The following is a 22477-nucleotide window of genomic DNA, read 5'->3' on the forward strand; positions in this document are numbered from 1 at the left end:
CTAGCAATTGGGGTTCCCTTAGGGAACTTTGCTTGCTACGGTGTTTAAGTCTCCTGAAGGAACTTAGAAAGGAACACGGCGATGACCAATGTCTTGCACTGCGAGGTGTGGCGATGAGCCTCGATCCCGATGTGCGCCGCGTACTCGACGGCGCCCCGCACGCCCACGTCGCCACCATCCTCCCCGACGGCGGTCCCCATGCCGTTCCCGTCTACGTCGGCACCGAAGGCGACCGCATCGCGATGTTCACCGGCCCGGGCTCCCGCAAAGCTCGCAACCTGCGCCGCGATCCACGCCTGGCCCTCTCGATGACCACCGCCGACAACTTCTTTCAACCGGTGATCATTCGGGGCAGGGTCGTCGAGTGGCTCGAGGGCGACGCCGCCTGGGCGATCGTCGACCGAATCGCCATGAAATACACCGGCACCCCCTACCCCCGGACCGACGAGCGAGTCGTCTTCCTCATCGACCCGGAGTAGCAACCGCCTTGCCGTCGAGAGGCTCGAAATACCGCAGTACGGCAGGATATCGATGTGACTGAGTTTCTCGACGACACGCGCTTGGAACAGAGTTCGGTAGTAGCCAACTCCGCGATGAACCGCGACCGCCGACTGCCCGCCTACCGCCGCGAACTCGGCTTCGACCCGGTGGCATGGCTGGCAGCACGACCAGCACCACAACGCTGGCTGGACGTAGGATGCGGCAGCGGCCACGCCCTCTTCGAAGCAGCTCAATCCCTGCCCGAGGAGATCCAGATCATCGGCCTGGACCTCGTCGGCTACTTCGCCGGATCACCCTGTGCCGGAGTGGATTTGGTCACCGGCTCGGTTCTGACCTGGACCCCGGACACTCAGGTCGACCTCATCACCGCCGTCCACAGCCTGCACTACGTCGGCGACAAACTCGATGCCCTGACCCGAATGGCATCCTGGCTCACCACCGACGGACACTTCGCCGCCAACTTCGACGCCTCCTCGGTGCGCTGGGCCGACGGCTCCCCGATCGGCAGGAAATTCACTACATCCTTGCGCGACAAAGGATTCCAATACGACGCAAAACGCCGCCGACTCACTCGCACCGGCCAAGCACTTCCGCAGTGGGATCTCCACTACCTCGGCGCCGATGATCATGCCGGACCGAACTACACCGGCCAGGACAGCGTCGCATCGCATTACGATCAGTAAGCACGTCCCGAATACCCTCAGCGGAGGAGGTTCACGCCATGGCCCTACCGAATGTTGTTGCGTCAGAGGTGCAGGAGATCCTGAACTACTTCGGCAAATGCCCGATCTGCGACCACCCGGCCCGTGCGTGGCACATCACCGCCGAGTTCGGTGATGGCAGGGTCGAGGGTCAGGACATTGCCGAGTGCGGTGGGTGGTGCGGGTGGAAGGGTCCGGTGCAGCCGGTTTCCATGACCGGTGGGTCGCTCGTACTCACGGAGCGGCACAACGGGATCAGGGGTGTTGCGGGCGGCGGGGTTAGGCGTCCTCGAGGATTTCTGCGAAGGCGATGATTACGCCTCCGGTGGCGTGTTCGAGGGTGGCGGCGACCAGGGGGCCTGCTTCTGCGGCGGCGGCGCTGGCGGCGGCGTAGTCGGTGAAGTAGAGGTCCAGGAGGCGGTAGGCGGGGGTGGGGGTGCCGTCTTCTTTGGGCCAGACTTTCGATGACTGCAGTTTGGTCAGGCCGGCGAGTTTGCGGGCCAGGGTGAGTTGGTCGGGGTAGGCGGACTCGAAGGCGTCGGGGTCGGTGGGGTTGGAATAGACGAAGGTGATCTTGGTGGTATTGCCGTGCTCGGTCATTGCTGACCTCTCCGTTAGTCTCCGTTGATACCAGCGAGCGGACCCGCTCACGGTTGTCGACACTAACCAGAGGAATGGGTAGCGACCATGACCCAACCGCCGGTAAATCTTGCCGATCGTCCAGCGACACAGGCTGATTCGCCAGCCGACCAGTCGGACGACCTGCTCTCGGAGCTGCTCCGGAGCGTGCGCCTGAGCGGTGAGCGGACCACCGAATACGCTCCGCCGCAGACCTTCTCGATCGGCTTCGCCGAGACCGGCAGCCTGCACATCATCGAAGCGGGCGAGCTCGATCTCCGACTCGACGGCAACCACCAGGTCCAGCACCTGAGACGCGGCGATGTCGTCCTGCTCCCGCGCGGCGACCCGCACCACATCAGCAACACAGACAACAACACACAAGCGATGGCAGCCGAGGGCAACACACCCGAGCCGGCGCGCTGGCTCTGCGGAACATTCACTATCGGCGACCCGCAGGCGAGCCATCTGCTCGGAAGCCTGCCCGCTGTCATCATTCTCGGCGATGCCCGCGCCCCGGCCCCCGAAGGGCTCGAAGTCGCACGCAGAATGCTCCTGATCGAAATGCATTCGCCCTCACAGGGATCGGCGGTCATGATCGCCCGCATTCTCGACCTGATCTTCATCCAGATCCTGCGCGCCTGGGCCGCGGGCAAGGACGCCGAACCGAACTGGCTGGCCGGCGCGTTCGACCCGCAGATCGGCTTGGCCCTCAGCGCTATCCACAGAAACCCCGGTCACGACTGGACAGTCGAGGAGCTGGCACACACCTGCAACCTGTCCCGGTCGGCATTCGCCGCGCGGTTCGTCGATCGCGTCGGGAAGCCACCGGCCACCTTCCTCACGCATGTCCGCCTGGACGCCGCCACCGACCTGCTCCGCGGCACCTCCCTGCCGATCACGCTCATCGCGGAACGAGTCGGCTACACCTCCGAGGCCGCATTCAGCCGTGCGTTCAAAAGCCGCTACGGCACGCCACCCGCCCGCTGGCGCCGAGACATCCTGGGACGCTGAGCATCTCAGGTCCCAGGAACGCGAAAGACCCCGCCCGGATGTAGGGTCCGGGCGGGGTCAGTGTCCCCCGGGCGAGGTTCGCCGGGTATGAGGCCAGCTACTTCGCGGGAACGAGAGGCTGGTTGATCGTGGTGAAGTACTGGACCGCGGCCAGGATGGCGACCGGGGCGGTCACCAGGAGCTGGCCGGCCAGGGTGCCGAGGAAGCCGATGGCCGCCATGCCACCGATGCAGCCGAGAACGGCGGCGGGAACGATCGGGCCGAAGAGGCCGACGATGGCGGCAGCGGCAGCGCCGGCGCCGACAACGCCGCCGATGACGCAACCGACGGCGCCGCCGCCGAGACCACCGACGAGCGTTCCGATGGCCGCACCGACGGAGATGGTGTCACGCATGCGGCCCCAGGCGGCCTGCTCGCGGTCGTAGGGGGTCTTCCAGGGGGCGGTGTCGTCGAAGGGCAGCGCGACCGGCTGGTAGACAGCCTTGTCGATGTCCAGCTCCGGGGTCAGCGTGGCGGTGTGGTCGCTGATGTCAGCGGCGATCGGAAAGACGAAATCGTCCACCCGGAAGGACAATTCGGTGCCGCCGAGCACGGTGCCATTGGCAGCCTTGATCTTGAAGACGCCGTTCTCGTTGGTCAGCGAGCCGGCATCGGTCTTGATGATCGTCGACTTCTCGGTATTGGTCGCCGTGAAGTTCACGGCCTCGTTCTGATCAGCCTGGGCCGCTCCGGTGGCCCCGGCGGCAAAGCCCAGCGCGGCGACGAGCAGCGCGGACGCCGCAGCAGTCTTCCTCATCTTGGTTTCTTCTTCTCTCTGTCATTCCCCGAATCGGGAACTAGGCACGTGGATTTACGTGCTTGTCTGTCGCGCGTGATTCCATCGGGGACAGCGCTTTTCGCCCTCACAGGTCCAGGACCAGCAGATCCGAGCGCGACCGCGAGACACAGGGCATGAGGGTCGCCCCGGCCGCGCGCTCGGCCGCCGTCAGCACCGTGTCGCGGTGCTCGATCTCGCCTTCCAGCACCGGCGTCTCACAGCTGCCGCAGGTGCCTTCCCGGCACGAGGTGATGACCTCGATGCCCGCGCTCTCCAGCACCTCGACGATGGTCCGGTCCGCCGCGACCCGCAGCGTGCGCCCACTGCGAGCGAGCCGCACCTCGAACGCACGATCACCGGTCGTATCGACCTGCAGCGGCACGAAACGCTCCGTGCGCACCTCGAGTCCGGCCAGCGCGCCTTCGGTTTCGACCACGTTCAGCAGCGGCTCGGGTCCACAGCAGTACACCGTGCTGCCCGCATGCTCGGCGAGGATCGCCGCGATCGGCAGCAGCCCGGTCTCGTCCTGTGGCATGAGATGCACCCGCTGGTGCCGCAATTCGCTCTCGAAGGACAGGTGTGCCCGCGTCCGCGCCCCGTAGTAGAGCGACCAGCGGGCACCGGCACGCTGCGCCGCCGCCAGCATGGGCAGGATCGGCGTAATGCCGATCCCGCCCGCTACGAACAGGTACGCGTCACTGGGCACCAGTTCGAAGTTGTTGCGCGGCAGTGAAACCCGGAGCTCTGTCCCGGGCTCGGCGGTGCGGTGCAGATGATCGGAACCGCCGCGCCCGGCCGGTTCGTGCAGGACGGCAATGCGCCAGTGCCGCTCATCGGCAGGATCGCCGCACAGCGAGTACTGCCGCACACCGGCCGCACCGGCGCTCACATCGATGTGCGCGCCCGGCGTCCAGTGCGGCAGCGGCCCGCCATCGACGTCTGCCAGCTCGAGAGCGAATACACCCTCGGCCACATCACGTCGATCGGTCACCCGAACCGTCAGGTCGGTCATCGCATCCCCTCGGTGGAATCAGCGTCGGGATCACCCTGACCGAGCAGTACCGTGATCGCGCGCTGGTTGCGGGAGTCGATTCGTACGATCGGCTCTGCCTATCGCCCGGACCTGACACGCTGCGGCGGACCGACACTGACCCCATGAGCGCTGTGACGGAGCTGGTCGAGCAGACCAGACAGTTCGTTATTGATCACGTCATACCGGTCGAACGGGAGGTGGTGGTCGACGGTCGCGTCACCGATGACGAGATGCGACTGGACCTGCAGAAGAAGGCGAAGGCCGCGGGTGTCTTCGGCCCCCTGTCGGACCCGCGCTACGGTGGCCTGGACCTCGACACCCGCGGTCAGGCACAGGTGCTGGAGGCCGCGGGCGCCAGCCTGCTCGGCCCGCTGGCGGTGAACGCCTGGGCCCCGGACGACGGCAATATCCACCTGCTGGCGCATGTCGCCAATGCCGAACAGCAGGAACGGTATCTGGCCCCGCTCGCCGCCGGCGACGTCCGCTCGGCCATCGCCCTGACCGAGCCCGCCCCCGGCGCCGGCTCGGACCCGCGCATGCTGCAGACCACCGCGCAGGAGACCGATACCGGCTGGGTCATCAACGGCGCCAAGCACTTCACCACCGGCGCCAACGGCGCGGCCTTCATCATCTGCGTCGCCATGACCACCGACGGCCCCACCATGTTCCTGGTCGATCAGGACAATCCGGGTCTGCACGTGGGCCGCCGCATGCGCACCCTCGATCACACCAGCGCCCCGGGCGGGCACTGTGAAGTCAATTTCGCCGACTGCGAGGTCTCCGACGCCGCCGTGCTCGGCCAGGTCGGCCGCGGCCTGGAGCTGGCTCAGGTCCGCCTGGCCCCGTCCCGCCTGACCTTCTGCATGAACTGGCTCGGCCTCGCGGTGCGGGCGCAGCAGTTGACCATCGACCACATCACCACCCGCTCATCGTTCGGTGTTCCGATCGCCGAACACGGACTGGCACAGGGCCTCATCGCCGACAGCGAGATCGATATCGCCGCCGCCCGCAGCCTGGTCCGCGCCACCGCCGAGACCATCGATATCCACGGACCGACCTCCCCGCAGGCCCGCCACGAGACCTCGATCGCGAAAACCTTCGTCTCCGAGGCGGTCTGGCGGGTGCTCGATCGCGCGGTGCAGCTGCACGGCGCGCTGGGCGTCACCGAGGACCACCTGGTCGCCCGATTCCTGGTCGAGGCCAGGGCATTCCGCATCTACGAGGGTCCGTCCGAGGTACTGCGCTGGTCGATCGCCCGGCGCGTGCTGCGCGGACCGCGCTGAAAGGAACGATCACCATGACCACCAGAACCCTTCCCGGATTCGGCGCCGCCTACCCGGACCTCGATCCCGCCGCCATCGATTACGAATACCTGCGGGCGGTGTCGCAGGCCCTGGTTCCCTTCGGCCGCCACGTCGGCACCGTGATCAGCGAAATCAGCCCCGACCGCTCGGTCGTGGAGATCCCGCCGGGCGATACCGTCGGCAATCACATGGGCACCGTGCACGCCGGGGCGCTGTTCACCGCCGCCGATATCGCCGGTGCGGCAGCGTTTGTCGGCGCGGCAGCCGCTCGCCTGCACACCGTGGAGGCGCTGGTGCTGCGCGGCGGCACCGCCTCGTACCGCAAACCGGCGCAGGGCCGCATTCGCGCCGTCGCCACCGTCGATCTGCGCGAACTGGCCGACATTCTCGCCGCGACCACCTCCTCGCGCTTCGAATTGTCCGGCAAGGCGGTGCTTCTCGACGACAACGAGGTGGCGGTCGCCAAGTTCACCTTCGACTACGTCTGCATGGTGACCATCGCCGGAACGGAACCGTCGTGACCACCGCAACCCCCAAGCCGCCGTCGGAGTTCAGCACTCTGGAATCCACGCGGGTCTCCCCCGCCGACGGTATCGAGTTCACCGTCCGCTGGCTGCCCGCCGAGCGCGCCGATGCTCCGGTCGTGCTGATCCTGCCGGCCATGGCGATGAAGGCGCGCAACTACCTCGCACTCGCCAAAGGCCTGCAAGCCCAGGGTCTTTCGGTAGCGACGGTCGATCTGCGCGCCCACGGTGAGGCTCGCCCCGCGCTGGGCGAGCACACCGACTTCGGCTATCGCGAGATGATCGAGACCGATCTGCCCGCCATCGTCTCGGCGGTCGAGGAACGCTTCCCGGGAGCACCGGTGCACCTGTTCGGCCACAGCCTGGGTGGTCAGCTCGCCCTGCTGTTCGCCGCCGCCAAACCCGGCCGCGTCGCCGGGATTACCGTCATCGGCACCGGCACGGTGTTCTGGTGGGCGTTCGGCCCGCGCCGCTGGTTCGAGGCGCTGAGCCAGATCCAGTGGATCGGCATCAAATCGCGGATCTCGGGTCATTGGCCCGGCGGTGTGCTGATTCCCGCCCCGATGCCCGGCGGCGTCATGATCGACTGGTCGATCCATTCGCTGACCAGCTACTACCGCCCGCGCGGCACCAGCCGCAAATACAACACCCTGCTCGCCGCCCTGAAGCTGCCGGTGCTGGTCATCTCCCTGGACCAGGACGTGCTCGGCCCGAAATCCAATGTGGACTTCCTGGTTTCGCGCATGCCCGCCGCCCAGGTGACCCAGTGGCATATCGACGAGAACTCGCCGATCCAGCATCGCGATCACTTCCTGTGGGTGAAGGACGCACCGGCCGTCGCGGCGGGTGTGGCGGGATGGATCACGACCGGCGCACAGCCGGTCTGAAGGAGAAACGTGGCACGCCTGCAGATCGACACGGTGTCGAAACAATTCGGCGCCGACTACGCGGTGCGCGAGGTGAGCCTCGACATCGCCGATGGGGAATTCCTGGTGCTGCTCGGCCCCAGCGGCTGCGGCAAATCCACGCTGCTGCGCATGATCGCGGGCCTGGAGCAGCCGTCGTCCGGCCGAATCCTGCTGGACGGCAATGACATTACGCAGGAGGCCCCGCAGCGCCGGGATCTGGCGATGGTGTTCCAGAGCTATGCGCTGTACCCGCACCTGACGGTGGCGAAGAATATCGGTTTCCCGCTGCGCGCCCGCCGCCGTCCGCGCGCGGCCATCGCCGCACGGGTCGCGGAGGTCGCGGCCACGCTCGAGCTCTCGCAGCTGCTCGATCGCCGCCCCGCCGCGCTCTCGGGCGGCCAGCGGCAGCGAGTTGCCCTGGCGCGCGCCATGGTTCGCGATCCGGGCGCCTTCCTGATGGACGAGCCGCTGTCCAACCTGGATGCGAAGCTGCGCAGTGCGACCCGCGCCGAGCTCATCGCCCTGCATCGCCGCCTGGGCGCCACCTTCCTGTACGTGACCCACGATCAGGTCGAGGCCATGACCATGGCCACCCGAATCGCACTGCTCAATGGGGGGCGGATCGAACAGGTCGGCACCCCCGAGGAGCTGTACGACCGGCCGCGGACGACCTTCGTGGCCGGATTCCTCGGCTCGCCGCCGATGAATCTCTTTCCGGCGCAGGTGATCCGGCGCGAAGGAGAACTCTGGGTGCGGGCCGACGGGGTGGAAGCGGCGCTGGACATCACCGCCTCGACGGACGGCGAAGAGACCTCGGTCATCGCCGGAATCCGCCCCGAACGCCTGCGCATCGACGATGCCGCCACCGCCGTACGCGGGCGGGTGACCATGGTGGAGAACCTCGGCAGCGAGGAGCTCGTCCATGTCACGGCGGGCTCGGTCGAATTGTGCGTCCGCGCCGCCCGGCCCGCCGGGGTGCGTGCGGGCGAGGACATCGGTCTCAGCGTGCACCCCAGCGATATTCACCTTTTCGAAGCCGACTCCGGGCTCCGACTCTCGTGGCAGCAGCCCGAGCAGCTCGAGATACCCGTTCCCGAAGCGACGGCCGTGTCCGTCGCCTGACTTCCCGTACGACCCATTCGATGAGGAGAATTACCGTGAAACGCACCCTGCCCCTTGCGGGCTTGGTGTTCGCCGCCACGCTCGCGCTCACCAGCTGCGGGCTCGGCGGCACCACCTCCACCGACTCCACCGCCACCGGACAGGTCCCCGAGCTCAAGCCGGACCAGCAGGTGTCCATCGTGTTCGAGTCCTACAACTACGGCCTGGCCGGCGCGTGGACCGACACCTTCAACTCGCTGATCTCCGACTTCGGCAAGAAGTTCCCGAATATCAAGGTCACCGCGCAGAAGCCGCAGGGCAACAGCCCGAACCCGGCCACCGACACCATCTCCAGCATTCAGAACCAGATGGTCGCCGGCACGCCGCCGGATGTGGCCCAATTGGGTTTCAGCGACCTGGATTTCACCATCCACCAGCTGCAGGCCAAATCGCTCGATTCGCTGTTCGGCAAGCAGGCGGTCCAGGCGAATTTCGACGGCGCCACCTTCCCGTTCGCCCCGAAGGCCCGCACCCTCGACGATTGGGACGGGCAGACCTACGGCGTCCCGTTCGTCTTCTCCACGCCGGTGCTGTACTACAACGCCAGCCTTTTCAGCCAGGCCGGGCTCGACCCGAACAAGCCGCCGGCCACCTGGCAGGAGGTCGCGGACGCGTCCAAGGCGATCAATACCAAGACCGGTAAGGACGGCGTCTACATCGACTGCCTGACCAAGGCCGCCAAGGACTGGTGCTTCCAGTCCATGGTGCGTTCCAATGGCGGGCGGGTCATCTCCGAGGATCGCCATTCGCTGACCTATGCCGACGATCCGTCCGTGCAGGTCACCAAGATGGCCCAGGATCTGGTCAATGCCGGCGAAATGCCGAAGCTGGCGCAGAAGCAGGGCTACGAGGCGTTCGCGCGCGGCGATATCGGCATGATTCTGGAGACCAGCTCGATTCAGGGCACCTTCACGGCGGGCGCCAAGGACAAGTGGGACCTGCGCGCCGCGGCCATGCCGAGTTTCGGGCCCAAGCCCACCGTGCCCACCAATTCCGGTGCGGGCCTGCACATCCTGTCCAAGGACCCGGCCAAGCAGCGGGCGGCCTGGGAGCTGATCAAGTTCCTCACCAGTGAGGATTCCTACACCAGGATCACCACCAATATCGGCTACCTGCCGCTGCGCAGCGATATGCTCAGCGCGCCGGGCGTGCTGCACGACTGGGCCGCGAAGAATCCGCTGGTCACCCCGAATGTCGCGCAGCTGGCGAATATGGAGCCGTGGGTTTCCATGCCGGGCAATAACTATCTGCAGGTCCGCGACGGCATGATGGACGCGGTCGAGTCGATCGTCTTCCAGGGCAAGGATCCGCAGTCCACACTCGCCGCCGCTCGTAACGAGGGCGCCAAATTGCTGCCGGCATCATGAACGAACTGACGCTGATCCAGCTGACAGACACCCATATCCGCGCCAGCGGTGAGCAGGTGCTCGATACGGTCGACACCTACGCCGCACTCGATCGCGCACTGCAGCAACTGCTTTCGAGCGGGCGCCACATCGACGCGCTGCTGCTGACCGGTGACCTCACCGATAACGGCTCGGTCGAGGGCTACCGCCGCCTGCGCGAGGCCGTCGAGCCGGTGGCCGAGAAGCTCGGGGCCGAACTGGTCTACGTCATGGGAAATCATGACGAGCGCACCGCATTCGGCGTCGAACTGCTCGGCCGCGAGCCGGGTTCGGTTGATCCCGGAGCCCCGCACGATCGGGTCACCGAGGTATCCGGACTGCGAATCATCGCGCTGGACAGCACCATTCCGGGGCTTGCCGACGGCAGGCTGGAGCCCGAGCAGCTGGCCTGGCTCGCCGAGGAACTGCGTACCCCCGCACCGCGGGGCACCCTGCTGGTGCTGCACCATCCGCCGCTGCCGTCCGCCATCGCGGCCGCGCAGGTGCTGAAGCTGCAGCATGCCGAACAGCTGGCGGCAGTGGTCGCGGGCACCGATGTGCGCATGATCCTGTGCGGGCACAACCATATGACCGCCGCCTCCGCACTGGCCGGTATTCCGGTGTGGGTCGGTCCGGCCCTGGCCTACCGCCTCGACGCCATGTCGCCGGTGGGACGCCAGCGCAGCATTACCGGATCCGGTTACAGCCGAATCGATGTGCTGCCCTCCGCGGTGATCGCCACCGCCGTGGAGACCACTCCCGCGACCGAGATCTACAACAATGACGAGGCCGCCGTGCTCGAACGACTGGCGACCGTGGTCGCACACTCCGGGTGATGCGGTGTTCGTCCTAGACGCTCCGCAGGCCGCGCCGCTGGTGACCGTTACGGCACCAGCGGCGCGGCCGCGCCGCATCCTGGCTCGCCGGGTGCTGCGCATTGCCTCGCCGTATCTCTATCTGGCGCCGGCGCTGTTCCTGGTTGTGGTGTGGACGTACCGGCCGCTGCTGCAGGCGGTCGAATTGTCCACGTACTCATGGAATCTGCTCCCGTCCTCACCGATGAAGCCGGTGGGCACCGCGAATTACACTCGGCTGCTGGAACTTCCGTCGTTCTGGGCGTCGCTGCGGCGAACCGGGGAGATGATCGCGGGCCTGCTGCCGTTCACGGTGGCGCTGCCGCTGGTGATCGCACTGGCCAGCCAGCGGGTGCGGGGCCGCGCCCAGACGCTGTACCACGCCTTTATTTTCGCGCCATTCCTCGTCGCTCCGGTCGCCGCGGCGGCGGTGTGGCGCTGGCTCCTGCACCCCGGCAGCGGTTTTGTCGATCAGCTGCTCGGCAGCAAGCGGAACTGGGTGTACGACGTCTCGACGGCGCACGGGGTGATCATCGCGATCACCGGCTGGCAGCTGCTGGGCTTCGCGGTGCTGGTGGTGTGGGCCGGATTGGCCGGCATCAGTGGCGATTACAACGAGGCGGCACAGGTGGACGGCGCCAGTCCGGGCCAGATCCTGCGCTGGATCACACTGCCGATGCTCTCGCCCACCCTCATGTTCCTGGTGCTGACCACCGTATTGCTCAGTCCCACCCTGACTTTCCCGCTCATCGACACTATGACCCAGGGCGGGCCCGCGCAGGCCACCACGAATATCTACTATCTGCTGTGGGACTACGCATTCCACAGCTTCGACGCCGGATTGAGCGCCGCCGCAGGCGTTCTGCTGTTCCTCGGCTTCGGCGTGGTGGCCGGGATACTCGTCTGGATCTCGGAAAAGGTTGCCTTCAACGATGACTGACACATCGCCTGCCACGATGACCGACACCTCGATCGGCGGACGAGTGCGGACCGCGAGCAGTCACCTGCTGCTGGCGGTCACCGCGGTCCTGTGCGTCTTCCCCATCTACTGGCTCTTCGCCACGGCGCTGCGCCGGCCCGAGGACGTCAACTCGCAGTCACCGCTGCCGTGGCCGCTGTCGTTCAGCAGCTTCTCCACCGCGGCACACGAGGTCGACATCACCGGCCTGATCGCGAATACCTTTTTCGTGGCGATACTCTCGGCCACCGGACAGCTGCTGGTCGCACTGCTGGCCGCGTATGCCTTCGCCATGTACACCTTTCCGCTGCAGAAGCTGCTGTATCTGGCGTTCGTCGGCATCTGGCTGGTGCCGTTCCAGGTGACCATGCTGCCGAACTTCATTCTGCTCACCCGGCTGGGCTTGATCGACTCCCTGATCGGCATCGTGCTGCCCACGCTCTGCTCGGCGCTCGGGGTGCTGATGATGAAACAGCATATGGCGGCCTTTCCGAAGGAACTGGTGGCCGCGGCGAAGATGGACGGGCGCTCCTCCTGGTCCATCCTGTGGACGGTCGTGGTGCCGAATCTGCGGTCCGCCCTTGCCGCCCTGGGCATTCTGCTGTTCATCAATGCCTGGAACGACTACTTCTGGCCGGCGGTGGTGCTGCGCAAGTCCAATGGGGTACTGCAGCTGGGCCTGCGCAGCTTCATGGGCACCGAGGGCACGCAGTGGGGGCCGATGATGGCCGTCGCGGGCCTGGCCTGCCTCCCGGTCCTCGCGCTCTACCTGGTGCTGCAGCGGCACATTGTCAATGCCTTCGTCCGCTCCGGCCTGAAATAGGCGCTACAGCCCGAAGACGCGGCGCGCGTTGCCTTCCAGATACAGCGCGCGCGTCTCGTCATCGAGGCCGAGATCGTCCAGGCCGTCCAGCGCGTGCTGCGGGAAGATCATCGGATAGTTGGTGCCGAACAACACTTTCCGGCGGCCGCTGCGGGTCTTCATATACGAGACCAGCTCGGGCGGAAGGCGTTTCGTGGTGTAGGCCGAGGTGTCGATGACCACGTTCTCGTGCTTGCGGGCGACCGCGATCATCTCCTCGGTCCACGGGTAGCCGATATGGCCGCAGACGATGGTCAGCTCCGGGAAATCCAGCGCCACCCGGTCGATATAGGGAATGGGCCGCCCGGGCTCCGAGGAGCGCAGCGGGCCGGTGTGCCCGACCTGGGTGCAGAACGGAATGCCCAGGTCCACACACGCGGCATACAGCGGGTAGAAGCGGGCGTCCGTGGGCGGCACCTCCCACAGCCACGGCAGCACCCGCAAACCCACGAAGCCCTGCTCGGCACACCGGCGCAGCTCGCGCACGGACTCCATGGGCTTGCGCAGATCCACCGAGGCGATGCCGGAGAACCGGTCGGGCGCCTCGGCCACCCATTTGGCGACCTCGTCATTGCTGATCAGCACGCCCTCCGGCGCCGACCAGGCCGAGATGAGCGCCCGGTCCACACCGGCGGCATCCATCACCGCCAGGGTCGCCGACAGCGGGATCTCACCGGTGGGTATGGCATCACCCGTCCACTTCCGCAGGGAAGCGAACATGTCCTGTGCGAGAAAGCGGGCGGTGGGATGTTGCGCCCAAGCGTCGATCGTCATGCGCCGGTGCTCCTTTCGACCTCGAGTCCATCATGGCCGGATATCGATCAGTTTTGAAGACGCTGTTGCCGCGGCGGCGCATCACACTCGAAAGCGACCGAGATGTGGCGCCGACGAGGCGAGGATCGCCGCACTCGTGCAGCGGGCGGCCGGCTGCGGATATCTCGGGAGGGGGTGCTCGCATCGTATGAAGTGGTGAGGATAATGATCTTGATTTGTTTGCCGTCTGTTGCGTTGTACGTGTGATTCCATCCCGAGACAGGGCGGAGGCCACTGAGATGACCGTTTCAGCGAGCATGCAGTACCGGGTGAATCTCTTCGACGAGCTAGAAGATGCGGTGCGCGAGATCGCCGCCGGTCGTGCGGTGATCGTGGTCGATGACGAGCACCGCGAGAACGAGGGCGATCTGATCATGGCCGCCGAGCTGGCCACGCCCGAGGCGCTGGGATTCTTCATCCGCTACACCGGCGGCGTGGTGTGCGCGCCGATGCCGGCCGAGCGGGCGGATCTGCTGGGGTTGCCATTGATGACCTCGGCGAACGAGGACGAGAAGCAGACCGCGTTCACGGTGACCGTCGATGCGGTGGCGGGTGTGGTGTCCGGGATCAGCGCCGCCGATCGGGCCACGACCCTGCGAGCGCTGGCGGGCTCGGGCACGACGGCGGGTGATCTGCAGCGGCCGGGGCATGTGTTTCCGCTGCGCGCGCACCCCGGAGGGTTGGCCGAACGGCAGGGGCACACCGAAGCCGGCGTGGAGTTGATGCGGTTGGCCGGACTGTCACCGGTCGCGGCGATCAGCGAGGTGTGCCATGACAACGGGTCGGTGATGCGGCTGAGCGATCTTCGGGTCTTCGCCGATACCCATGGGCTGAAACTGATTTCGATCGATCAGCTCATCGCCGCGGCCGGTCGTCCCGTGTCGGCGGCCGCTCCTCCGGTGTCCGCAGCGGCTCACCCCGAGTCCGAGGCGGCTCGTTCGGAGTCCGCAGCGGCTCATCCCGAGTCCGAGGCGGCTCGTCCCGAGTCCGACGTGATCGTGCCGGCATGAGCGGGCGCATCGATGCGGTGCTGTTCGATCTGGACGGGACGCTGGCCGCGACAATGCAGCCGTGGGACCGCTGCTGGTCGGATTACGCCGCCCGGCATGGCCACAACTGGTCCGATGCCGACCGCCGACGGACCCACGGCCACGGTGAGTGGGCCCGGTATCTCGCGCAGGTGTGCGGTGTCGAGTCGGCCGATCGGGTCGTCACCGACTGTGTGGATCTGATGGTTGAACAGGTGCAATCGGGGCGAATCGCATTGCTGCCGGGCGCGGAAGCGCTGCTGGACACGGCCGTGAGCACCGCGATGGCGGGTGTAGTGTCGGCGTCGCCGCGCCGATTTGTGCATGCCACGCTGGACCATTTCGGGTTGGATCGGTTCCTGCGGGTCGTGGTGGCTCGCGAGGACCAGGCAGCCACCAAACCGCACCCCGCGCCCTGGTTGCACGCTGCGGCCCTACTGGGTGTCGAACCGCAATACTGTGTGGCAGTGGAGGATTCGGCTGCGGGTATTCGTTCCGCGCATGCGGCGGGTATGCGAGTGCTGGCAATTCCGAGCTGGAGCCCCGCGCTGCATCCGGCAGAGGCGGAGTTGGCCGATCACCTCGCCGCCGATGCCATACAGGCCGACCGCTGGCTGCGCGCGGCAATGACCGGATCTACGCCGGTGCCGGCCGGAATCTGACCGATCCCTCCGGACCCGCCGCGACCGGGGAATTTTTGGACGACGCAGGGGAACTCAACTCGGCCCCCAGCTATAGATCCAGGAGCTTCCCCGCGTCGCGGCGACCACTATAACGGCGACCTGCGCACCACCGCCACTCAATAATCCGGTTCGCCGATCGAGGCCCGGGCAGCAGAGCCCAGCACGGCTATCAGGGCGGAACCGGCGACGAGATTGATGCAGGCGGTGGCGATTTCGGACGTCTGGTCGGCGGTGAGGGTGAACGGGACGATCACCGCGACGGCGGTGACCAGGGCCACGATCCAATAGAAGAGGGTCATGGGATTGGGCATGAACAGCAGCAACAGCGTGAGCAGCGCGGTCGACAGCAGCGCCACCGCCGCACCGCCGAGCGCGTACCCGGTCGTACTCGCATTGCCGTAGGTCCCATTGCCCTCGGGCGCCAATAGCGCGAACCCGAACACCCCGCGCACCAACAGCACTCCGACCACGATCACCAGCGCCACGACAATGGCCGCCCCCACACCCCCGGCCCACAACTTGCCGAAATCGATGCCACGGCCGGAGGCCGGCTCCTCATACCCGGAGTCGGCTCGCGGTGCGTACGGTTCACCCTGAAGTGGCACGTTGTAGTCGCGCATGCGCCAGACCGTACCGGCACCACCCCCATGCCCACGCGAATACGCGCTCCGCGCAACACGACACGACAACGACGCGCCGTACAACCACTGCGCAATCACCCAAAACGCACATCCAACCTGCGGGGAACTCCCCAGTAACGGTCAATGGCAAATCTTCAGCGGCGCGAGGTCGAGAGCATCATCTCGAGATCGGGCGAGCGGTCGACAGCATCGACTCGGCGGGTGAGGTCGGGATCAGGAAATCGTCGCGCGGCACGGTGCCCCGATGCCTCACAGTCATCCGATACGGGTTCCGGCTACAGCTCATTCCCAAGCGAAGCGGGGCTGATCCATGTGATCGACGCGGGTGGCGCGGTGATGCAGGGCCACTTCACGGAATTGATAGAGGATCGCAGCGGTCGGGGCATGCAGGTGGCCGCCGAGCAGCGGTAACTGGATGGCGAGACGGTCGGAACCCGGCACAGGCACGAAGCGCGGTTCGACATCGAGATCCGAGAGCGGAATCCAGTGCACCACAGCCACTTCAGCCGGATTGGGGGTGGGTTCCGGCGAGTCACCGAGCCAGGCCACCACCGGCGTCATCACATAGCCGGAGCGAGTCGGGTAATCGTCGAGCAGCCCGAGCACCGTCGAGCGAGCCACAGCGATCCCCAACTCCTCGTGCAACTCCCGCAACGCCGCCTCTTCCGCATCCTCCCCCGGATCCAGCCGCCCGCCCGGCAAGGCCAACTGCCCGGCATGAGCCCGCAGCCCCGAAGACCGCTCCGTAAGCCAAATCCCCTGTTCCCCACCACGATCGGCGATCGCAATCAATACCGCGGCAGCCTTACGGTCACCAGGATCAACAGCCCGCCGCGAAAACCCGCCCAGCGCCCCCGCAATCCCCCACCGCAACTGGTCCCCGGGCACTTCACTCCAGCGGTATCCCCCACTATCCCCGTCGACCGCCATCAGCCGAACCTAATTCGCCCCACCATCACCGTCAAACGCCCGCTCCGGCAAGCCCGGTCCGCAACGCTGCCGTGCTCCGGACGCCTGATTCACCGACCGCAGCATGCGACGCTGGCCTACCCCCTCCGGCGAGCCATCCACATCGATACCAACTCGACATCTCGATCACGCCGCCCCTGAGGCGTCTCGCCCGCACCGGCCACGGCACATGCCACGGAATCTGCCGACAATACCCAGAGCAGGACCCGCGCAATCACCGATTTCTCCGATGACATCGACGCCTCTCTGGTGATCGCCGATCTCGAAACACCCTCTGCCCGTTCTCCTTTACGTTTCGTTAGAATCGCTCATGACGCCGAGAGAACTGTTCCTCCAACTGGGAGGCGACCACCGACGACAGGTTCACCTCGCGCTCTGCGACGACGCCCTGCCAACCTGGATCACCTACATCCGCAGCAAGCGCACCCCACTTCGCTACCGCGACTCGATAGTCGGAATGTGGCACCACGTAGACCCCGAACTCCCAGCCGACGCCCTCCGCGCCGCCCACGCCGGCATGGATCTAGCCGATATAGGCAACCGATACTTGGAGCCCATCACCGCCCTACAAGACGACGACCTATCGTTCCCAGATCCGGCCGAGTTCACTTATTACGCAATCTACAACTGCTTCCGCAAGTACGTCCGCGGCGACGACATCCCCGATTGGCTAATCGTCAACCAGGCCTTGTCAATTCACGCCGTCAACGACGTGGCCGCATACCTGACACGGACGATCGAAAGCATCGGTCCCACTACGAGCGGAAGCGCCGAGGATGTCGGACCGCTGGGATAGTGCCCCGGTATCGGCGATCGATTGCGCGGACCTGTTCCGGGGAGTCTCAGCATCAGTCGACGCGGATCACGCTCCGTTTGGGTTACGGTAATTCATCTAAACGGAGCATCGTCCGTTTACATGCGTTTCCTCGGCCCAAATGAAAGAGGTATACGTGCAGGAACAGAGCGCTCAATCGACGAAGGGCACGAGCCGGGCGGTCCAGCTCGATTCATTCGGCGGACCCGAGGTCCTGGAAGTCCGTGAGATTCCCGCTCCGCAGGCGGGCCCGGGTCAGATCCGGGTGCGGGTCGCTGCGGCCGGTCTGAATCCGATGGACTGGATTATGACCGGCGATGCGGATACCGCCGCACGGTTCGGGTTGAGCCTTCCTGCGGGGTTCGGGACCGACTATGCGGGCGTGGTCGATCAGGTCGGAGACGGGGTGACCGGCTTCGCGCCTGGCGACCGAGTTTTCGGGAGCGCCCTGTCCCGCGCGGTTGCCGACTTCGTGGTGGTCACACCGGCCGGGGAGATCGCGGCGAACGAAGCCCATCACACTCCCGACGGCGTCGACGATCGCACCGCCGCCACCTTCGCGATCGCCGGGCGCACCGCATCCGCGGCTCTCGCCGTGATCGACCCCGGCCCGGAGGACACCCTACTGATCGGCGGTGCGGCGGGTGGGGTCGGCGTATTCGCCGTCCAGCTGGCCCGGCTCACGGGAGCGCGCGTGATCGCGACGGGATCGGCGACCTCAGCCGATTTCCTGCGCGATCTCGGCGCCGAGCCGGTCGCCTATGGCGACGGCCTGACCGACCGGGTCCGCGCCCTCGCTCCCGGCGGCATCACTGCCGCCATCGACCTGCACGGAACTGAAACAGTGCACGCCGCACGAGAACTCGGCGTCCCGGACAACCGCATCTGCACCATCGCCACGAAAATCGATGACGTGCCGGCGGCCAATGGCGCGAGCGCCCCACTCGGCGCCCTGGAGGAGATCGCCCGCCTGACCGCGACGGGCCAGCTTCGAGTGCCGATCGCCGCGAGCTTCCCGATCGAGCAGATCCGCGGCGCGACCGAGCTCCAGGCCAGCCGGCGTGTGCACGGCAAGGTCATCATCGACCTCTAATCAAGTCGCACCGTGCCGGTGAACGCGATGGGCTCGTCCGTGATCAGCAGGGCGGCCTCGAAGTAGCGACCATCCTGCGCCTTTCTGAGTAGCTTCTTGCGTATGGACAATGCGGGACCCAGCCGGACAGCGCTCGTGACTGCTTACGCTCGTGCCTATCATCAGATTGCGGACCGCCCAAGGATTCTCACCGATCCGCTGGCGGCGCAACTGCTGGGTGTCACCGCGGATGAGCTGAGCGCCTTCGGCCGGCCCGCAGAGGAAAGTCGCGGTGACGGGGTCGACCTCGGAATACTGCGGATGGGTGTCAGCGATCGGCCGCGCCGGCTGTTCTTCGCCGCCCGTGCCCGTTTCGCCGAGGATCGCGTGGCCGAAGCCGTCGCTGCCGGAGTACAACAGGTTGTGATCCTCGGTGCGGGTCTGGATACCTTCGCCTATCGAAACCCACATCCTGGGCTGCATGTCTTCGAGGTCGACCATCCCGCTACCCAAGCGTGGAAGCACCAGCGCCTGGCCGCATCCGGTATCGACCTGCCCGAGCGGTTGACTTTTGTGCCGGTCGACTTCGAAACCGACACACTGGCAAAGCAATTGGAAACCGCCGGATTCAGCCGGACCGATCCGGCGGTGTTCGTATGGCTCGGTGTCGTCTTCTACCTGACCCCGGACGCCGCCCGCACCACCCTCGAATACATTGCGCGGCAATCCGAGCCGGTCGAGGTGATCTTCGACTACCTGCAGCCGGGTGACACCGATGAGGACCGCGCGCGAATGCAGGCGCGCGCGAATCGAGGTGCAGCGGTCGGCGAACCCTGGTTCAGCTACTTCACTCCGGACGACATCGCCGCACAGTTGCGCGGGCTCGGCTTCACGGACATCGAAGATCACTCCGCTGCGGACCTCATCGCTGGATACCTCGAGGGATCGGCGGAATTCGAAGGTGACCCAACCCCGTCGCTGCGCCCGGTTCGCATACTGCGGGCGAGCCGCTGAGGCCTTCCGCGCGAACGCCAACGGCCCGAGATATCTCGGGCCGTTGATCTCCGGACACTCGCAGCCGACCGCCGCTACTTGATCGAGTTGGCCAACTGATCGGCATAGGGGGCGGTGAACTTTCCGACGATGGGAAGCGGCGCGCGGACGCCGCCGGTGTTGTTCGCCTGGACCATGGCCGTGATCCAGACGACAACCGCGAGGACCCCGACCGCGAGTCCGACGAGGCTGAAAATGATCCCCAGTGCCCCGAGGAGCGAGCCGACGATGCTCAGGACAATATTGACCACCGAGACCGCCCCGAAGAAGACGATCGATTGCGAGGCATGGAATTTCACGTCGGGATCGTTCTTTCCCACGAATAGGAAGATGATTCCGGTGAGCCAGCCCAGCGCGTAGGACAGGATCGCGCTGGTCTTCTTGTCCAGGCCGGCGGACTGCGGTTGATTCGTGGGGTGCTGTGAAGAAGTCATGGCGTAAGTAGATGTCGCGCACGCCACCTACCGATCCCAACTTTCGGCACGAACCGCAGGTCTGCGGGCCGGGAGCGCGAGTGCACGCCCCGCCGGAAGGCAGCCGGGCGATTAGGTGATGCGCGAGCGCTGTCGGCGAGCCGCGCGCAGGTCGGGGTCCAGTCGCTCGCGCATGTCCTCGTCGGCACCCGCTCCGGCGAGGAACGCGGTGTTCAAATCCGCCAGGGGTCGGCCACTGTTCCGGTCGACCATGACCGGGAGGATCTCCTCATCGGTGTCCTGATCGATCATGACCACACTCGGCTCACCCGCATCGACATGCTTTCTGCCCCAGGCATATAACGCCACGATGACCGGCCCGAGATCACGGCCCTTCGCGGTCGCGACATATTCGTATCTCGGCGGCGCGGCCGAGTACTGCCTGCGTTCGAGCAGGCCCGCCTCGACGAGGGTGCGCAAGCGCCGGGTCAGCATGGTCGGGGCGATGCCGAGGTTGCGTTCGAACTCGTCGAAGCGGGAGAACCCGTCGAGGGCGTCTCGCATGATCAGCAATGACCACCATTCGCCGACGAGCTCCAGCGTTCCGGCCACCGGGCAGCCCATCGGTTCGAAACTCGTCCGCCGCATCGCCGCTCCTTACAGTTGAGTTACTTGCATTATAGTAGTAACAGGTTTAGGTTCGGGAACCGATAGGCGGTTCATCTCCGGAGAGACCGCGACTCAACCCGGAAGGACGCAACTTGACCACTGCGACAGGCGATTTCAAGTCGACAGTTCTGGTGATCGGCGCCGGTGGGCGCCACGGCCGCACCGGCTCCCGGGTGGTGGAACAGCTCCGCGAATGCGGCCGCCGGGTTCGCGTCCTGCTGCGCGCCGATGACGATCGCGCGCAACGGCTTCGGCAAGACGGCATCGGCGTCGTCATCGGCGATCTGCAGGATCGGCGGACTCTCGACGCCGCCGTCGAGGGTGTCGATGCGGTGTACTTCGCCTACCCGGTCGGCCCCGGCGTGGTGTCCGCCGCTGCCAATCTGGCGGCGGCGCTGCGCAAGTCGGATCGAAGGCCGCATTTGGTGGTGATGTCCATGGCGGCATCGGCGGCCGAGAGCCCCAGCGGCCTCGGTCGTGCGCAGTGGGCAGCCGAGGAGGTGTTCACCTGGGCGGGACTCGAGCCGACGGTGTTGCGGATCGCGGCGTTGTTCTATGAGAACATCCTCCTGCTGCATGCCGCGGAGATTCGCCGGACCGGCGGGTTTGCCAACAGCTTCGGGAACGGCAAGGTGCCCTGGATCAGCGGCCGCGACGCCGCCGACCTGGCTGCCGCCGCATTGACCGATACAGCCCGATACCCGAGGGGTTCAACCTCGTATCCGCAGGCTCCAGTTGCGCTGAGCCACAATGAGATCGCCGAAGTGATCGCCACGGAGATCGGCAGGCCGATCCGGTATGAGCACATTCCCCAGCAGCAGTGGCAGACCGTCTTGGAAGACCTCGCCCGATCGGACACCTCGACAGCGATCAATATCCCTATGGCCCAGCACATTTCGACGATCGGCGAGACCATTGCCCAACTCGGCTCCACGGCCGGATCCGCTCCGAACCCGGCTGCGCTGACCGAGGCCATCGGGCACCCGCCGATGGCGTTCGGGGAGTTCGTCGAGTCCCACCGTGATCAGTTCACAACCGTGGGCTGACGCAGCGGTGATCGCAGGGTAAGCAGCGAGCAGTACGTTTGCCGCCGCTAATCGTCGGGGGAAGCGCGCCGGTTGCGTTTGGTGACACCGCGACGCTTCTTCGCGGCGATGCGCCGTTCCTTGGCTCCGCGCGAGGGCTTGGTCGCGCGGCGCACCGGTGGTGGTGCGGCGGCCGCGTCACGCAACAGCGAGGCCAGGCGTTCGCGGGCGGCAGCGCGGTTCTGCAGCTGGGCGCGTTGCTCGGATGCGGCGATGGTGAGCACCCCGTCGACCAGCCGGGTGGCCAGGCGGTCGAGCATCCGGGTGCGCAGCGACTCGGGCACGGAGGGTGAGTTGGCGAGGTCGAACGACAGCTCGACTCGGCTGTCGGTGGTGTTGACGTGCTGCCCTCCCGGACCGGACGAACGTGAGAACCGCTCGCGCAACTCGGACGCGGGTATCACCAGCGTCCGAGTCACGACCATGTCCTCGGCCATCATCAGCCCCCCTGTGCTCGGTCCTCCGCCGGATCGCGAGCCACTGGACTCGGTCGATGGCCGGTGTCGCGCTTGACCGTGAGCGCGCAGCAGTCACAACCGTAGTCGCGGTGCGGGCTCAGACGGTCATCGCGCGGTCGAGCGGATCGACGCCGGTGAG

The 22477-nt window shown here is 66.4% G+C and carries 27 protein-coding genes; 17 read left to right on the top strand and 10 right to left on the bottom strand.

All coding sequences use genetic code 11. The features are described 5' to 3' along the window. The first annotated feature begins 113 nt into the window (after nt 1-113). Both ABZX86_RS10690 and ABZX86_RS10695 read left to right on the top strand, forming a co-directional pair. The gene (locus ABZX86_RS10690) at nt 114-479 is read left to right on the top strand and encodes a TIGR03618 family F420-dependent PPOX class oxidoreductase (protein WP_355122181.1); all 366 of its coding nucleotides are present in this window, start codon (nt 114-116) and stop codon (nt 477-479) included. Between the two features lie 54 nt (nt 480-533). Beyond that, nucleotides 534-1184 carry a class I SAM-dependent methyltransferase gene (locus ABZX86_RS10695; RefSeq protein ID WP_355122183.1) on the top strand — a complete coding sequence of 217 codons (651 nt, stop codon included), beginning with the start codon at nt 534-536 and terminating at the stop codon, nt 1182-1184. A gap of 62 nt (nt 1185-1246) precedes the next feature. On the opposite strand, the gene ABZX86_RS10700 is transcribed toward ABZX86_RS10695, so the two are convergent. Beyond that, nucleotides 1247-1450, bottom strand: coding sequence for a hypothetical protein (locus tag ABZX86_RS10700; RefSeq protein ID WP_355122185.1), 204 nt, complete (start codon nt 1448-1450; stop codon nt 1247-1249). A 31-nt stretch (nt 1451-1481) separates the two neighbouring features. Beyond that, nucleotides 1482-1802, bottom strand: coding sequence for an EthD family reductase (locus tag ABZX86_RS10705; RefSeq protein WP_355122187.1), 321 nt, complete (start codon nt 1800-1802; stop codon nt 1482-1484). Between the two features lie 87 nt (nt 1803-1889). Here ABZX86_RS10705 and ABZX86_RS10710 point away from each other — a divergent pair, with 87 nt between their 5' ends. Beyond that, entirely contained in the window at nt 1890-2834 is a 945-nt protein-coding gene (locus ABZX86_RS10710; RefSeq protein ID WP_355122189.1) for an AraC family transcriptional regulator, read from the top strand. Between the two features lie 97 nt (nt 2835-2931). On the opposite strand, the gene ABZX86_RS10715 is transcribed toward ABZX86_RS10710, so the two are convergent. Then, nucleotides 2932-3630: a hypothetical protein gene (locus tag ABZX86_RS10715; protein WP_355122191.1), complete on the bottom strand. Its 699-nt coding sequence runs from the start codon at nt 3628-3630 to the stop codon at nt 2932-2934. A gap of 106 nt (nt 3631-3736) precedes the next feature. Continuing rightward, on the bottom strand, nt 3737-4663 hold the full coding sequence (locus ABZX86_RS10720; RefSeq protein WP_355122193.1) for a PDR/VanB family oxidoreductase: 927 nt from the start codon (nt 4661-4663) through the stop codon (nt 3737-3739). Between the two features lie 143 nt (nt 4664-4806). On the opposite strand from ABZX86_RS10720, the gene ABZX86_RS10725 reads away from it, so the two are divergent. From ABZX86_RS10725 to ABZX86_RS10760, 8 genes are read left to right on the top strand one after another with little or no spacing between them, the layout of a single operon-like run. Beyond that, the gene (locus ABZX86_RS10725) at nt 4807-5967 is read left to right on the top strand and encodes an acyl-CoA dehydrogenase family protein (RefSeq protein ID WP_355122194.1); all 1161 of its coding nucleotides are present in this window, start codon (nt 4807-4809) and stop codon (nt 5965-5967) included. A gap of 14 nt (nt 5968-5981) precedes the next feature. Further along, nucleotides 5982-6509: a YiiD C-terminal domain-containing protein gene (locus ABZX86_RS10730; protein ID WP_355122196.1), complete on the top strand. Its 528-nt coding sequence runs from the start codon at nt 5982-5984 to the stop codon at nt 6507-6509. After that, entirely contained in the window at nt 6506-7399 is an 894-nt protein-coding gene (locus ABZX86_RS10735; RefSeq protein ID WP_355122198.1) for an alpha/beta fold hydrolase, read from the top strand. Before ABZX86_RS10730 ends, ABZX86_RS10735 begins: the two co-directional genes overlap by 4 nt. 9 nt (nt 7400-7408) lie before the next feature. Next, on the top strand, nt 7409-8542 hold the full coding sequence (locus tag ABZX86_RS10740; protein ID WP_355122200.1) for an ABC transporter ATP-binding protein: 1134 nt from the start codon (nt 7409-7411) through the stop codon (nt 8540-8542). Between the two features lie 35 nt (nt 8543-8577). Beyond that, nucleotides 8578-9948, top strand: a complete 1371-nt coding sequence (locus ABZX86_RS10745) for an ABC transporter substrate-binding protein (protein WP_355122202.1) — start codon at nt 8578-8580, stop codon at nt 9946-9948. Further along, nucleotides 9945-10802 (top strand): metallophosphoesterase, encoded by an 858-nt coding sequence (locus tag ABZX86_RS10750; RefSeq protein ID WP_355122204.1) that lies wholly within the window; start codon nt 9945-9947, stop codon nt 10800-10802. Before ABZX86_RS10745 ends, ABZX86_RS10750 begins: the two co-directional genes overlap by 4 nt. Before the next feature lie 4 nt (nt 10803-10806). After that, complete coding sequence (locus ABZX86_RS10755; RefSeq protein WP_355122206.1) at nt 10807-11760, top strand: sugar ABC transporter permease; 954 nt, start codon at nt 10807-10809, stop codon at nt 11758-11760. Continuing rightward, on the top strand, nt 11753-12601 hold the full coding sequence (locus tag ABZX86_RS10760; protein ID WP_355122208.1) for a carbohydrate ABC transporter permease: 849 nt from the start codon (nt 11753-11755) through the stop codon (nt 12599-12601). Before ABZX86_RS10755 ends, ABZX86_RS10760 begins: the two co-directional genes overlap by 8 nt. Before the next feature lie 3 nt (nt 12602-12604). Here ABZX86_RS10760 and ABZX86_RS10765 read toward each other — a convergent pair whose 3' ends face one another. Further along, nucleotides 12605-13414, bottom strand: coding sequence for an amidohydrolase family protein (locus ABZX86_RS10765; RefSeq protein WP_355122210.1), 810 nt, complete (start codon nt 13412-13414; stop codon nt 12605-12607). Nucleotides 13415-13692: 278 nt separating this feature from the next. Here ABZX86_RS10765 and ribB point away from each other — a divergent pair, with 278 nt between their 5' ends. Both ribB and ABZX86_RS10775 read left to right on the top strand, forming a co-directional pair. After that, nucleotides 13693-14463 carry a 3,4-dihydroxy-2-butanone-4-phosphate synthase gene (gene ribB / locus ABZX86_RS10770; protein ID WP_355122212.1) on the top strand — a complete coding sequence of 257 codons (771 nt, stop codon included), beginning with the start codon at nt 13693-13695 and terminating at the stop codon, nt 14461-14463. Continuing rightward, nucleotides 14460-15143: an HAD family phosphatase gene (locus ABZX86_RS10775; RefSeq protein ID WP_355122214.1), complete on the top strand. Its 684-nt coding sequence runs from the start codon at nt 14460-14462 to the stop codon at nt 15141-15143. The genes ribB and ABZX86_RS10775 overlap by 4 nt, the downstream gene beginning before the upstream one ends. Before the next feature lie 137 nt (nt 15144-15280). Here the strand turns inward: ABZX86_RS10775 and ABZX86_RS10780 are convergent, their stop codons facing one another. Continuing rightward, on the bottom strand, nt 15281-15784 hold the full coding sequence (locus ABZX86_RS10780) for a DUF6069 family protein (RefSeq protein WP_355122216.1): 504 nt from the start codon (nt 15782-15784) through the stop codon (nt 15281-15283). 303 nt (nt 15785-16087) lie between these two features. Next, nucleotides 16088-16735, bottom strand: a complete 648-nt coding sequence (locus tag ABZX86_RS10785; protein WP_355122218.1) for a CoA pyrophosphatase — start codon at nt 16733-16735, stop codon at nt 16088-16090. 349 nt (nt 16736-17084) lie between these two features. On the opposite strand from ABZX86_RS10785, the gene ABZX86_RS10790 reads away from it, so the two are divergent. The 3 genes from ABZX86_RS10790 (at nt 17085) to ABZX86_RS10800 (ending at nt 19674) form a co-directional block, all read left to right on the top strand. After that, complete coding sequence (locus ABZX86_RS10790; RefSeq protein WP_355122220.1) at nt 17085-17570, top strand: hypothetical protein; 486 nt, start codon at nt 17085-17087, stop codon at nt 17568-17570. Nucleotides 17571-17709: 139 nt separating this feature from the next. Beyond that, nucleotides 17710-18681, top strand: coding sequence for an NADP-dependent oxidoreductase (locus ABZX86_RS10795; protein WP_355122222.1), 972 nt, complete (start codon nt 17710-17712; stop codon nt 18679-18681). A 102-nt stretch (nt 18682-18783) separates the two neighbouring features. Further along, complete coding sequence (locus tag ABZX86_RS10800) at nt 18784-19674, top strand: class I SAM-dependent methyltransferase (protein ID WP_355122224.1); 891 nt, start codon at nt 18784-18786, stop codon at nt 19672-19674. A 74-nt stretch (nt 19675-19748) separates the two neighbouring features. Here the strand turns inward: ABZX86_RS10800 and ABZX86_RS10805 are convergent, their stop codons facing one another. Both ABZX86_RS10805 and ABZX86_RS10810 read right to left on the bottom strand, forming a co-directional pair. Continuing rightward, nucleotides 19749-20147 (bottom strand): DUF4870 domain-containing protein, encoded by a 399-nt coding sequence (locus ABZX86_RS10805; protein WP_355122225.1) that lies wholly within the window; start codon nt 20145-20147, stop codon nt 19749-19751. A 111-nt stretch (nt 20148-20258) separates the two neighbouring features. Then, on the bottom strand, nt 20259-20774 hold the full coding sequence (locus ABZX86_RS10810) for a helix-turn-helix domain-containing protein (protein ID WP_355122227.1): 516 nt from the start codon (nt 20772-20774) through the stop codon (nt 20259-20261). A gap of 113 nt (nt 20775-20887) precedes the next feature. On the opposite strand from ABZX86_RS10810, the gene ABZX86_RS10815 reads away from it, so the two are divergent. Beyond that, a complete protein-coding gene (locus ABZX86_RS10815) occupies nt 20888-21841 on the top strand; it encodes an NAD(P)H-binding protein (RefSeq protein WP_355122229.1) in 954 nt (317 codons plus the stop codon). A gap of 47 nt (nt 21842-21888) precedes the next feature. Here ABZX86_RS10815 and arfB read toward each other — a convergent pair whose 3' ends face one another. Next, nucleotides 21889-22317: an alternative ribosome rescue aminoacyl-tRNA hydrolase ArfB gene (arfB, locus tag ABZX86_RS10820; RefSeq protein WP_355122621.1), complete on the bottom strand. Its 429-nt coding sequence runs from the start codon at nt 22315-22317 to the stop codon at nt 21889-21891. Between the last annotated feature and the right edge of the window lie 160 nt (nt 22318-22477).

Source organism: Nocardia sp. NPDC006630, assembly GCF_040611495.1.
Taxonomy (GTDB): domain Bacteria; phylum Actinomycetota; class Actinomycetes; order Mycobacteriales; family Mycobacteriaceae; genus Nocardia.